Annotated in this window: 10 protein-coding genes; 7 read left to right on the top strand and 3 right to left on the bottom strand. The window is 35.2% G+C overall.

Annotation, left to right across the window (positions count from 1 at the left end; all coding sequences use genetic code 11):
- Positions 1-1299, bottom strand: a 1299-nt coding sequence (locus tag AB4Y90_RS12110) for a hypothetical protein (protein WP_441557836.1), incomplete at its 3' end; no start/stop codon positions are given.
- 879 nt (positions 1300-2178) lie between these two features.
- Between AB4Y90_RS12110 and AB4Y90_RS12105 the strand changes: the two genes are divergently transcribed.
- The 5 genes from AB4Y90_RS12105 (at position 2179) to AB4Y90_RS12085 (ending at position 11113) form a co-directional block, all read left to right on the top strand.
- The gene (locus AB4Y90_RS12105; protein WP_441557835.1) at positions 2179-5061 is read left to right on the top strand and encodes a hypothetical protein; all 2883 of its coding nucleotides are present in this window, start codon (positions 2179-2181) and stop codon (positions 5059-5061) included.
- A 159-nt stretch (positions 5062-5220) separates the two neighbouring features.
- Entirely contained in the window at positions 5221-5667 is a 447-nt protein-coding gene (locus AB4Y90_RS12100) for a hypothetical protein (protein ID WP_441557834.1), read from the top strand.
- A 731-nt stretch (positions 5668-6398) separates the two neighbouring features.
- Positions 6399-8780 carry a PIG-L family deacetylase gene (locus AB4Y90_RS12095; protein WP_441557833.1) on the top strand — a complete coding sequence of 794 codons (2382 nt, stop codon included), beginning with the start codon at positions 6399-6401 and terminating at the stop codon, positions 8778-8780.
- Between the two features lie 100 nt (positions 8781-8880).
- The gene (locus tag AB4Y90_RS12090) at positions 8881-10572 is read left to right on the top strand and encodes a sodium:solute symporter (RefSeq protein ID WP_441557832.1); all 1692 of its coding nucleotides are present in this window, start codon (positions 8881-8883) and stop codon (positions 10570-10572) included.
- Positions 10573-10594: 22 nt separating this feature from the next.
- Entirely contained in the window at positions 10595-11113 is a 519-nt protein-coding gene (locus tag AB4Y90_RS12085) for a DUF2911 domain-containing protein (protein ID WP_441557831.1), read from the top strand.
- Positions 11114-11329: 216 nt separating this feature from the next.
- Here the strand turns inward: AB4Y90_RS12085 and AB4Y90_RS12080 are convergent, their stop codons facing one another.
- On the bottom strand, positions 11330-11644 hold the full coding sequence (locus AB4Y90_RS12080; RefSeq protein WP_441557830.1) for a nuclear transport factor 2 family protein: 315 nt from the start codon (positions 11642-11644) through the stop codon (positions 11330-11332).
- 17 nt (positions 11645-11661) lie between these two features.
- Positions 11662-12456 carry an SDR family oxidoreductase gene (locus tag AB4Y90_RS12075; RefSeq protein ID WP_441557829.1) on the bottom strand — a complete coding sequence of 265 codons (795 nt, stop codon included), beginning with the start codon at positions 12454-12456 and terminating at the stop codon, positions 11662-11664.
- A gap of 132 nt (positions 12457-12588) precedes the next feature.
- Here AB4Y90_RS12075 and AB4Y90_RS12070 point away from each other — a divergent pair, with 132 nt between their 5' ends.
- Both AB4Y90_RS12070 and AB4Y90_RS12065 read left to right on the top strand, forming a co-directional pair.
- Positions 12589-12954, top strand: coding sequence for a winged helix-turn-helix transcriptional regulator (locus AB4Y90_RS12070; RefSeq protein ID WP_441557828.1), 366 nt, complete (start codon positions 12589-12591; stop codon positions 12952-12954).
- A 246-nt stretch (positions 12955-13200) separates the two neighbouring features.
- Positions 13201-14365: PAS domain-containing protein (locus AB4Y90_RS12065; protein ID WP_441557827.1), on the top strand; the 1165-nt coding region annotated here is incomplete at its 3' end.

Genomic DNA, 14365 nt, shown 5'->3' with positions numbered 1-14365 from the left:
GGTCATCATTGGGCTTGGCTCGTTTGTACCTTCTACTATTTCAGAACTCTGCGGTGGAAGAATATTATTAAAATGATCTACTTTATTAATATCATATTCTTTGACTAATTCTCTATTTTGTTTTTTTTCTAGATGATTTTTTATAATAATGGACTGCATATCAGTATAATTCCTTCTTGTATTTTCCAAATGATTATGCAAACTATTAACTTTATTTTTATTCCGTTTATAGAAGATAGTAAAGAATATGGAAAGGCTAGCTGTACAAAAGGCCAGAATAATAATTATGGAAGTTTTGCCTAGGGATTTATTTTCTTCCGAAACATTTTTTGTCATGAGCTTAGTATACTCCCCATTAATGAATGATGATGTACTGTCTGCTATTTTCTGCGCTGTCGAATCTTGTTTTTTTTTAGTCTGTATTATTTTGCTTAAGTTTTTTGTCGCAAGATAATACTGTTGCCAAGAGTTATTGATTTCATTTTTTAAATTGAGAAAATTAGATTGCTTGCCAATAAGATCCGCTCTATCCAAGTATTTTTTAGCATCTTCAAACTTTTTTGTTTCGATATATACCTGTGCAATTCCACTAAAAATTAATCCTTTTAAAAAATTGTCAGGCATTATTTCGATCAGAGATTCTGCGCTTTTATAACTTTCCAATGATAAATCATAATTTTTTAATTTTAAATGACATAAGCCTTCCAACTGCTTGTTGTTAGCTGAAAGAAAGACTTCATTGTTGCTTGCTAAATCAAAGTACTTTTGTGAAATTTTTACTGATTGAAGAGCCTGAGAATATTGTTTCATTTCAATTCCATAATATGCTTTTTCCTGCATAATAAAGCCCAGCATATTATTCCTTACCGCCAGACTTTCAATTTTAGTTATTGTCTCTTCAGATAGATCAATATATTTTTTTGATTGAGTATTCAAACCTAAGATACGATACTGAGAGGCTAAAAAGCCGTATATTTTAGCTTGCCAAATATACTCATCAGCTTCTTTAACGATTTGTTCAGCTTTCAAAGCATAATTTACCGCTGACGTAATATTTCCGGATTGCTGTTGAAGAGTTGCCGATAACATCAAACTTTTGGCTTGAAGTTTAGCTGTTTTAGAAATTCCATATAAAGAATCAGCAATCATAAGAGCCCTATTAAAATCTTTTTGTGAAGTCTCAAGATATGTTTTGTTATAAATTTGATTGTATTTTTCAATATCTTGACCAAATAAATTGTCTACCATATGTAGTAAAATGACAAATGGCAGTATTGAAAGTTTATTCTTTAAAATCATTTGCTATATCTTTAGTTTCAATTAAATAGATTTTCATTCTATCTATATTTTATTTTAAAGCTTTCTTTAGCTTAAGTTCTAATGGAGCAGTTACCGATACGAGACAGACTCATTCTATTAACATTTGCTTACAATTAAAAGCCTTCTCGTTGGAGAAGGCTAAAAACACAAATGATGAAAAAAAATAGCTCGATCGCTATATGCCTTTAATCAATTAATATTCATTATTCCATATATAATAATCATTAATTTTTACAATATTATGCTAACGTTATTGGATTAAGCTTAGCAAAAATAAGTATTAAGTTTAAAATAATCGATATTATGTTTAGTCATATTCGTGAAAATGAGTATTGATAAACTCAATGTAAGTCGCTATTTGTGAATGTTTTATACGCTTTTATGCAGCTCGATTATGAAAAATAAATTAAAAATTTATTGTGGATTTTGCAATTGTAGATTTTCGGTGGTTGATATTTTACAATTTTTAAACTGTGATGTAAGGCTAATAGTTAAGATTTAGGCTCTCTATTTTCCTGAAAACGATCTTTATTTGGTTTGGTTGCCATTTTAAATAGAATTACTATTGCACTGTAAATTTTTTAACACAAACTCTCTATATCAGGGGTCATCAGTTTTTAACGGAGCTGTTGACCTTTTTTAAAAAACAATAATTTAAGAATAAAGGTAAGTAATATCATCTCTCGAAAAGGTAGAACTAAGTCTGATTATAGCTGTTTTTGTTTGATAAAGAAATCTCCTATTAAATATATAATCAGAATCTTACATAGATTTTCTAAGAGTATTAACAAATTATTATGTAAAAGGTGACTTTTCTTTGTAAAATATTTGCCAATTCGTTTAATTCAATCTTCACACATGAAAAATCATTATCGGTTAACGAGAAATTTTAGTTTTAAATTTTGTTTTACATTACTTATTACTGTGCTGTGCAACAATTTGCTATTTGCAGATGGTTCAAAAGACCTTTATCCGGATGGGAAGCTTGGATACCGTGCTTATTTACGCTCAAGCACTATTAAAGATGCTGAACGGTGGCCTTTTCCAACAACAGGTACGCACTATGTATATGCAAAAGAAAATGAAAGAATTACTTTAGCGTCAAGCGCCCAACTTAGTGGGAGTGCAGCAATTATGATGTATAATCCTTCTGGTGTCCTTGTTATCAATAATAATACTGCCGGTCAAATTCCTAATCGAAATCAGGAAAAAAATGGACCTAAACTCTTTGGTGAAAACTCCAGTAGTAAATATACCCCTATATATTATCAGGTCCCAGCTGGAGGTACCGGTATTTATCGTGTAGAATTTTTATCCAGAAATAATAACTCGATCCCAAGTAATACCATCCTGGCAGATGCCGCTTGGACACAAGACAATACGGCTGGTATTTATGCTTGGGATGTATCGGTTATCAACACGACAAATTCTGCATTTATAAGTGGGCGCGTTTATGCAAATCTCCTTAATTTAACGAATGGAAATCTTAATCCAAATGCCAATGGTTTCCGTGGTATTGTTTATGGCTTAACTGATGATGGTTTTATTTATAGAATAAATAATAATGGTAATAATGGATTGTATTTTTCTTTTTTTATCAATAATAACGGTTTTACCAATTCTAGCGGAGTATCAATTTACAAAAGTTTGAATAAGACCGATTTAACGAGCAGTGATGTACAGAATCCAACATCGGCCGATATATCAACTTCAACAACACAGCAGATTACCCATAAAATATTTTATACACTTCCCGATCCAAATCTCCCTGAAACAAGTATTGGTGCAGTCCCAGGAAATAGCACCTGGCTTAAGAGAATACCCATTGTGCCGATAGTTACACAATTGAATACAGAAGGTGTTGAAGGTACTCAGGGTCAGATCAGTTCAAAGGGTGGTTATATTAAATTTAACTCTAACAGACCTGCAAAATATACAATAATCATAAAAAGTAATGCAACTCCTGCGGCTTTTACGGAAAGAATATTGTTAGGGTTTGCGAATGCTAACGCTAACAATATTTTGTGGGATGGAAAAGATGGTTCAGGACAACCTTTACCAGTTGGCACACATCAGGCGGAAATCTCTGTTCAGCTTCAAGGAGCAGAAGTTCACTTTCCATATATTGATATGGAGTATAATAAAAATGGAACAATTATCGAATTATTGAATAAAGATAATCTCTCTCAAGTTGCGTCAAGTACAGTATATTGGAACGATAGTGATATTCAAGCGGTGAATAATGGAAGTATGTCCTCACCAATCAATAATTCGCATCTTCCTCCCGTTAATAGCGCAGGTGTGAACAGTAATGTGAACGGACACATATGGGGTGTAAATGGTACATCAACAGGAGGCCAATTTGGTGATCTCAGATCTATGGATACTTGGGCATTTGTAAAAGGACCGATTTCAACGCAGCCACTACCTATAGTAACACGTATTTCAGATTTGAAGATTTCTCAAGTGGTTGCCGACAAAACAGCAATTGTTCCCGGAGATGTTGTTACTTACTATGTAAAAGCAAAAAATGATGGTCCTAGTGCAGTGAACGGCGCAAAGTTCACTTTTACTCATCCTGTGGGATTTAATCCTCAATCAATTGTATTTGATGGAAAAGGCTGTGGAAACCAGGTAATTGCTGTAACTTATAACGCAACTACCAGAACTTATTCGTCAACACTTGATCTTCCTAACGGTTGTGAAATTGGTTATACGATTATATTAAATGTAACAAATACTGTATTAACAGGAAATCAAACCTTTGCAGCTGGTATTTTACGTCCTAATGATGTTACAGACCCCGATGCAACTAACCCTAATCCGGTAATCCCACCTACTGACGCACAGGCAGAATGTACCAACAATGGCATAGGGGGTAACTGTAATAATGTTAGAACTTCATTACTGTCTTTTACTGCCGCTGCAGTATGTACGGAACAAATTGGAGGTGAGACTTTTACAGCGTCAAATGGCATTTCGAAAACCTTCGCTCAGCCTGCTACAAATAACGGATTTGTTTTTGATATTTACTCTCTTGATAATTCTTTTAATATGATGATTAACGGGGTAAATCTTGCAATATCAGAAATCGAATTTCAGTCAAGCGGTACTCCATCGCCGGGTATCAACGTCCGATTTGCTGATGGTGATTTATATGAGATAAATACTCCTTTTATATATAATTTTTCCGGGACAGCTGCTGCACCATTAATAAGGATAGTGATTAGTCCCGCTGGTACAATTTCAATGTACGGAAGTAAAACAGCAGGTGGAGTACTTTATCCACTTGAGTTATTTAATGGCAATTCACTGAATAATATAATCTGGAATTCATCTGGCAACAATAATATCGTGATAACACAAAATGTGGTTGGTACAACTAATATTACCGGCAGAGGATACGGACAAAATATAGTTCCTTGTGTTTGCTATAATAGTCCCAATACAACAACTGTTGGCATATCTGCTCAACATGGTATTACACTTCTACATAGAGCAGGGGCAACCAATGGCAATTGGCCAATGATCAGAACAGGAGCACATACTGTTTTGGAATCAAATACGAAAGGTTTTGTGATCACCAGAGTATCGACAACTGATCTTATAGCTATAACTCAACCTGTAGATGGTATGATGGTTTATGATACGACTGCGAAATGCTTAAAAATTTATACAATCGATACTGATGTTCCAGCAAATACAGGATGGTCTTGTTTTTCTGTACCTTCTTGTCCATAAAAGCACTGATGATAAGTAAGTCTCAAATCATTTATTACTAAAATTAGACAAATGAAAAAAATATATATAGCTGTATTTACAGCCTTAGTAACAATAGTTAAAGCTCAGATTATTATTGGTGATGCCGTCGGAACTGCACCTGCTAACCAAAAAGATTCTGTGCTTTTAGAATTTGCTGCAGGTCAAAATAAGGGAATGGTTTTACCTTACGTAAGAACAATGCCATCCGCTCCTGCAGAAGGGACCGTTGTATTGGATGCGACTTCAGCTACAGGGGCAAGAGTGAAATATTATAACGGTTCATGGATTGATCTGAGTGGACAGGATGGAAATATTACCTCTGCTTTATCTTCTCAGCCTACACCACTTCAAGCACCGGAATTAGCGGAAGCAAAAGCGATAATAGGAAGTGCTACTACTTCCGCTGATGGAGTCCTTGTTCTTGAATCATCTACCAAAGCTATGGTTTTACCTTCGGTGGAAGATGTACAAAATATCGTTAATCCTGCACCTGGAATGATAGTATATGTAAATAAATCCGGCTCAAAGAGATTAGCGGTTTTTAATGGTACAGTATGGAGCTTCTGGAAGGCTACACCAAATTAGGATTCTGAATCTAGTAGTTGATTATTCGTTTTTAGAACTGTTTATGAAGGAACGGAAAATTGACTAAATATCATTTCATAACGGATTCAATCTTCTAGATAATGCAAAAAATCTATGCACCTGCATATGATATAGTTGTGCCATCAATTTTAATAAATTATCAGCTTTGCTTTCTATTTAATCATTATGTAGTTTGGGAGGCATACTTGTAGAAGTATTTTAATTTAAGTTTTAAGATGTCATTTAATAATTGAGTGATGATATTTGAGCAATTTTATTCAGATCTTTTACAAAGGTGTTCGGAAAACGCACTGCTGAGGTCCCTTGTAGGGACTTGTAATATCGCAATTTTTTTTACCTTTGATGAAAATTAAATTACTAATAAACTCAGGTATAAAAATTTATAATAATAGGCGTTTACTTGCTATAATTACCTTATTTTATGAGATATCAAAATATAAGTTTTTTATTTTCTTTAAAACTCTAATTTAATTTGCAGCAATATTTATTTAATTTTGTGGAAATCCAGATTCTAATTAAACAATCGTGTTACTTTTTTTTTAAGATTGAAAGAAAAACGATTTACTTATATTTGCCTCGCAAAGCAAATTCAAATGTTCAAAAAAGTAATTACTGTATTTATCCTAAGCTGTTGTACGTTTTTTTCTGCCCAACAGATTCGGCCTTCAAAATCATCTGAAATTTACCGCGACCTCAAAATTTTTAAACACTTGCCTAGAGTTTTATACCTTGCGGCTCATCCCGATGATGAAAATACAGGATTACTCTCCTGGTTAATTAACGATCAGAATGTAGAAACGGGTTATCTGTCTTTAACAAGAGGTGATGGTGGACAAAATTTGTTAGGGACTGAACAAGGCGCTGCATTGGGTTTAATCAGAACTCACGAACTTTTAGAAGCAAGAAAGTTAGACGGAGCTCAACAGTTTTTTACTCGCGCGATTGATTTCGGATTTTCTAAAAATACAACCGATACTTTTAAACAATGGGATGCAGACAGTATTACAGCGGATGTCGTTTGGATAATCCGTCAATTCCTTCCGGATGTGATCATTTGTCGTTTTCCTCCGACTGCAGCAGCAGGTCACGGACAACATGCGGCTTCGGCGGTGGTTGCGGAAAAAGCTTTTAAATTGGCGGGTGATAAAAATGCTTTTCCAAATCAATTAAAATATGTCAATGTTTGGCAACCCAAACGTGTCTTGTGGAATACTTTCCGGTTTGGTTCTGTTAATACAACCGCTGAAAATCAACTTAAAGTCACGGTTGGACAATACGATGCACAACTCGGAATGGGCTATGGTGAATTGGCAGGATTAAGCAGAAGTTTACATAAAAGTCAGGGTGCGGGAACACAGTCTGTAGCCGGGATTAAAACTGAATATTTTTCACACGTTGCGGGTGAATCTGCAAAATCAACACTTTTTGACGGAGTGGTCAAAACCTGGACTTCACAGGGAAATCCTGACATTGACCAATCATTAGATGAAATTATTTCTACTTTCAATTTTAATAATCCAGATCAAAGTTTGCCTGCTTTGCTTGCTTTACGCAAAAAAGTTTTGGCATTAAAAGATTTAAATCTGAAAAAAGATAAAATTAAATCTCTTGACCATATTATTTTAAGCTGTGCCGGATTTATGGGCGAAGTGGTTACCAATCAGGCTGAAGCTGTAGCAGGAGAAAGTCATAGTTTTAGATTAAATCTGATTTCAAGAGCGGAAAACCCTGTCATTTTAGAAAATGTAAAATGGTTAAATCAGTCAGAAAATTTCAACAGAAAACTTTCAAAAGATTCTTTAATTACCATTCAACACGATATTCAGATTCCTTCAGATGCAGCGCATTCAGAACCTTACTGGTTAGCAAAACCGGCAAAGGATGCGGCAACTTTCTCTGTTCCCAATGAGACTTTAGTCGGTTTACCCGAAGCAGAATCACAATTAAATGTTTTGCTTGATTTAAAAATCGGCTCAGAGAAATTTCGGGTTAATCTTCCTTTATCTTTCAAAAAATTAGATCCCGTTCGTGGTGATGTTGTCGAAGCTTTAAGAATTGTTCCGGCTTTGGAACTGAAATTTACACAACCTCTTTATTTGGTTAAAGAAAATGAAGATTTGAATGTAAGCTTAAATTTTAAGGTGAATTCCAATAAACAGTTTAATAATGGAAAAATAAACCTGATGTTTAGCAGAGAACGATTAAGCGGCGGTGATTTAAAATCGATCAATGGAAAAGATTTCTCTGTTGATTATGTCATTCCCAAAGCTAAGCTTGCCTCAATAAAATCAAATCAGTTACAATTAGATGCCAATTTTGTTGCAGACGGAGTAACTTATAATAAAAAACAGTTATTAATTCAGTATCCGCATTTATCCTCTTTACAATATTTTGCACCTGCAACGGTAATCGTAATGAAAGGCGATATTCAGTCTAAAGTTAAAAAAGTGGGTTATGTACAAGGAGCAGGAGATTTCACTCCTGAGTTCCTAAGAATTGCAGGTATTCAGGTAGATGTCCTGAAAGACGAAGATTTTTACGGAAACATCAATGAATCTGCAAATGGCAATCAAAACAAACTGTCACAGTATGATGCGATTGTTCTTGGTGTTCGTGCCAATAACACAGAGAAAAAACTGGGTCGCTGGATGCCTTTTTTATGGTCTTATGTAAAAGGTGGAGGTAATTTGGTGATGCAGTATAACACGAATCAGGACACAACGGTTGACCAATTGGGAATGTACAATTTTACGATTGCCAATAAGCGTGTTACCGAAGAAAATGCTGAGGTTAAATTTTTAAATCCCAATCATAAATTATTGAATTATCCAAATAAAATTACCACAAATGATTTTAAAGGCTGGGTTCAGGAGCGCGGTGCTTATTTCCCTGACAAATGGGATGCTAATTATGAGCCGCTTTTTGAAATGCACGATACGGGTGAAGAACCTTTGCAGGGATCAACTTTATATACAAAATACGGCAAGGGTAATTTTATTTATACTCCGTTGGCGTTTTTTAGACAGTTGCCTGCCGGAAATGTTGGAGCGGCACGTTTATTTTTAAACTTTTTATCTGCACAGAAAAACTGATGAACAAACAATTTAAAAATTGGAATATCTCATACATCCTATTAACTGTTGCATTAATAGGTCAGATCGCATTTTATTATTGGTTTACTAAATTCTGGGCATGAGTACGATAGATTGGAGCGTTTTAATTTTTACTCTTGTTGCAGTGGTTGTTTACGGTGTATTGATCGGTCGTGGTCAAAAAAGCAACGAATCTTACCTGAAAGCAGATAATAAAATGCCTTGGTACATTGTGCTTTTAGGGATTATGGCGACGCAGGCAAGTGCGATTACATTTCTTTCTGCGCCGGGACAGGCTTATACAGACGGGATGCGTTTCGTTCAGTATTACTTTGGGTTGCCTTTGGCGATGATTGTGATCTGCATTACTTTCATCCCGATTTTTCAGCGCTTAAATGTTTACACTGCTTACGAATATTTAGAAAACCGTTTTGATAAAAAAACTAGGGTACTGACTTCACTGCTATTTCTTTTTTCGAGAGGTTTATCAACAGGAATCAGCATTTATGCTCCGAGTATTATTTTATCGAGCGTTTTAAACTGGAATATTTATTTAACCAATGTTTTAACAGGCGGGATTTTATTAATTTATACTTATGTTGGCGGAGCAAAAGCGATCGCTCACACCCAAAAATTGCAGTTTTTGATTATTTTGGGAACGATGGCTTTTGCGGGTTATTTGCTTATTCAAAATATGCCGAATGGAATTGGCTTTAACGATGCACTTTATCTTGCAGGAAAATCAGGAAAGCTCAATGTCATCACCACAGAATTCGATTGGAAAGATAAATACAATATCTGGAGCGGAATAATCGGTGGTTTTTTTCTTGCATTGTCTTACTTCGGTACAGATCAGAGTCAGGTTGGGAGGTACATTACAGCGAAAGACAATACCAATGCAAAAATGGGTTTGCTGTTGAACGGACTGGTTAAAATTCCGATGCAGTTTGCAATTCTTTTGATTGGTGCTTTACTTTTCGCATTCTTTTCTCTAAAACCGGCTCCGATTTATTTTAACGAACGTTCTTATCAATATTTAAAGGAAACAAAACCTGAACAGGCTGCCGTTTTCGAAAAAGAGCATCAGGATTTACAATTAAAATTTAATGCAGAATCAAAAGAAATTTTAAAATTAAAAGAAACTGATTCTCCCGAACTTAATAAAACAATTCAGGATTTTAAAAACACACAAACCGAAGTAAAAGCACTTCACGGAAGGGTAGAGGAAGCGATCAATCAATCTAATTTTAATGCAGAGAAAACGGATACCAATTATATTTTCCTGTATTTCGTGAAAAATACTTTGCCTGTTGGGATGATCGGTTTGCTATTTGCCGTCATTTTTCTGGCAAGTTGGGGTTCCATTTCGGCAGCACTGAATTCTCTTGCGGCCTGCTCATTAAAAGATGTTCATTTAATATTTAAAAAAGAAATTCCCAATGATGCAACAGAATTGAAATATAGCCGACTACATACTTTAGCTTGGGGAATTTTCTCAATTGGTGTTGCGATGTTTGCTACTCAAATGGGTTCTCTTATTGAAGCGGTAAATGTATTGGGTTCTCTTTTCTACGGTCCGATATTGGGGATTTTTCTTGTTGCGTTTTACTTTAAAAAAATTAAAGGTCCGAATGTATTTATTGCTGCAATATTATCTGAAATTACGGTCATAGCTGTTTATCAGTTTGATATTGTTTCTTTCCTTTGGCTTAATGTAATTGGCGCAGCAGCAGTCATTATATTTTCTGCAATTGGCTTGTTGTTTTATAAGTCAAAAGCTGTAAATTCGTAAACAAACAACAAACAAAAATATTATGAAAACAATGATTAAATCTGCGACCATGCTTTTTGCAGCAATGACGATTTCAGTAAATGCATTTGCACAGGAAACTAAAAAACCTGCGAGTCCTCCAATGACGGCTACAGGGAAAATTAAAGATGCAAACATTACCATCGCGTACAGCAGTCCTTCTGTGAAAGGACGTACAATCTGGGGTGGTTTAGAAGCATATGATAAAGTTTGGCGTGCGGGAGCCAATGAAGCAACAACGTTCGAAACCGATAAAGACATTACCGTTCAAGGTAAAAAACTTCCTGCAGGAAAATACAGCTTTTTCTTAATCCCTAAAGCTTCCGGAACATGGACTGCCATTTTTAACAAAGAACCAAAACAATGGGGCGCTTATAAATACGAAGAAGCTAAAGATGCTTTACGTGTTGATGTGAAAACAAAAACTTTACCGGCAACACAGGAAGCTTTGGTTTATAAAATAAACAATAAAGGATTCACTATGGATTGGGATAAAATCTCGGTTCCTGTAGAGATAAAGTAGTTTGAATATGAAAATTAAATCCCGTTAATTCGGGATTTTTTTTGTTTAAAATTTTGATATTGTAGAGAAAAAATTTTATTTTTTTGGTTGCTTTAATTTTGAAAACAATATACTGATACAGCTTTATCCAAAATGAGAAATTAATTAGAAATAGTTTTGCATATAAATTTTAACTTAAATCATAAAAAAAGCTGAAGCAAAACTTCAGCTTTTTCATTACACAATTTTTAAAGATTGAATCAAACCGTTTTCCAGTTCAAAATGATACTTTAAAACTGCCGGACTCCCGGGAAAAGTTCCAGAAACTTCTGCTGATAAAATGCGATCATTTTCATTATATTCCAATGGTTTCATAGAAGCTTTATATTCATTGTTGGCTTTTTCTATCCAGTTTTTAATTTCGGCTTTTCCGTTGTGGGTTTTGCCTTCATCGAAGACAATTGCATTTTCGGTAAAACAATCTGCATAGCCATTGCTGTTAAATTCATTTTGTGTTTTCACAAGTTCTGAGATAATGTTTGGTAAATTCATTTTTTGGTATTTTAAAGTTAAATTGTAGGTATTGTTCCGCCATCAATGACGACTTCTGTTCCGGTGAGATAGCCTGCTTTTGGAGAGACAAGAAAGCCGACCAAATCTGCGACTTCTTCTGGTTGTGCAGGTCTTCCGAAAGGAATTCCGCCTAAAGCATTCATAACACTTTGCTGAGCCTCTTCAACAGAAATATTGGAAGTTTTGCTGATCCTTTCCAGCCATACCTGGACATTTTCCGTTTTTATCCAGCCCGGCGAGACAGTAAGTACACGAACACCTTTTGATGCCACTTCATTAGATAAACTTTTGCTGTAATTTCTCAACCCGGCTTTTGCGGCTGCATAAGGCAAAGTAGAATCATATAAAGGTAATTTTCCCTGAATAGATGCGATGTGAATAATAACGCCACTTTTCTGATTTATCATTTGAGGTAAAAACCCTCTGTCCAGCCGAATAGGAGCCAACAAATTAGCTTGTATAGTTGATTCCCAATCTTCATCAGTCAATACTGAAAAACCTCCGGCTGGAGTTTCCGATGAACCAAGGTTGTTCACAAGAATATCTAACCTTCCATAAGTCGAAAGAATTTCATCGACTACTTTTTGTGCGCCTTCTGATTTACTTAAATCGGAAGAAATGAAGTGCAATGTGCTGTTTTCTTTTTCAGGTGCGTTTCTCGCAGTTATAATTACTGTTGCTCCTGCATTGACCAATCTTTCTGCAATAGCTTTTCCTGTTCCTTTGGTTCCGCCGGTTACCAAGGCAATTTTAGCTTGAAGTTCGTTGTTTAATTGATTTGAATTTTCCATTGTTGATTTGTTGATTTCTTTGATACAAATTTCTGAAGTATCACGATTTCAGGCAATAACGGAAAACCGAATTGCATAGGGATAATTTTTTCCCCTATTGTACAATTTGGTACATTGGGCTAAATTTGCTTTATGCATGAAAGAAAAATTCCTTTAAATTTAAATTGTGGACTTGACCTTATTGGTGAAGTTTTGTATGGCAAGTGGAAAATCCGTCTGTTGTGGTTTATCAATCAGGGACATTTGCGTCCCAGTGAATTGCAGCGGAAAATTCCGGATGCTTCAAGGCGTGTTTTGAATATTCAATTAAAAGAGCTTGAAGAACACGAGCTGGTTTCAAAAAAGATTTACGCTCAGGTTCCTCCGAAAGTGGAGTATTACCTTACGGATTTTGGCAAAACCTTAATTCCCGTTATTTCGGCACTCGGATATTGGGGAGATGAGCATGAGGAACGGCTCAGAAGAGTTATACTAAATCGAATGGGAACAGATATTTAGAAGTTAAGATTTATTCTTTTATAAATATTATTTCAACTTACGGATTCTGCTTCCTTATCTTAATAGCTTCAGAAATACAAAAACAACTGCAATAATTTAAACCGATTTTCTTTACTTACAATAATGAATTTATAATGAGATTATTATAAAAAATTAATAAGTGAAATTAAATAATTTTAGGATTAATTAATAATAATACCACTATCGATTGAAGTAGACTTTCTTTTGCATACATTTGTGCAATTTATGAACCCCGAAGATAGTTTAATTAATAAAAGCTTTACCTCTGATTTGATCATTCAGGCTTTGGCTTCCTCTCCCGCACCAACATCTATTTACTCCGGTGAAAATATGATTATACATTTTGCAAATGCAGGAATGTTGGCTTTATGGGGAAAAGATTCGTCTGTAATTGGTAAGCCGTTAATCGAGGCTATTCCTGAACTGGAAGGGCAACCATTCTTAGCAATATTAAAAGAAGTTTGGCACACCGGTCAAACATATTCTGTTTCTGAAGCGCCTGCAAAACTGATAAAAAACGGAAACGAAACACTGGATTATTTTGATTATGAATATAAAGCTCTCAAAGATCACAATAATAAAACATGGTGCATATTAAATACTGCACTTAACGTAACTTCACGCCGCGAATTTTTACAGCAAATAAAAGAAAAGGACGATAAAGAACTTGCTCTAAAAGAGCAAATGGCGGCAACACTTGAAGAGCTGACCCGCACTAACAAAGAACTGAACAGTTCTATAAGACAGCTCGCTTACAGCAGGGAATATATCAGAACTATTATTGAACAGGCTCCTGTCGGGATTGCCATGCTAAAAGGTTCTGAACAAATTATTGAAATCGCAAACCCCACAATTCTTAAAATATGGGGCCGCAAAGAATCTGAAGTAATAGGTTATCCCCATGAAATTGTTCGGCCAGAACTGAAAGGTCAGCCTGTGAATGCTTGGCTTAGAGAAGTTTACCAGACAGGGAAACCAAAGATCAATACCGAGTTTTTAGTAAAATTGCTTCATGAAGATGGCGGTTTAAGGGAAGCTATTGTTAATTCGATATATCAACCGATATTTTCTGAGGACGGGAATATTTCAGGAGTTCTGGTCATTCTTGAAGAAATTACCCAGCAGGTTTTGGAACGAAGAAGAAATGAAAATGATCAGCAAATGCTCGCATTAGCTATAGATGCGGGAGAGCTTGCTACATTTTATTACCAGCCGGCAACAAACCTTTTTTCAGGAAATACGCTTCTCAAAAGCTGGTTTGGACTGTCTTCCGATGAAAATTTAGATCTCTCTGTTGCATTGGATGTAATCCTTCCGGAGGATCGTGACCGGGTAATTGAAGCGATCACTCATGCGCTGAGTAAAGATTCTGACGGTCATTATTTTATAG

It is taken from the genome of Chryseobacterium sp. 2TAF14 (assembly GCF_052115105.1).
Lineage (GTDB): Bacteria > Bacteroidota > Bacteroidia > Flavobacteriales > Weeksellaceae > Chryseobacterium.
This window is presented reverse-complemented; position numbering and strand designations above follow the sequence as displayed.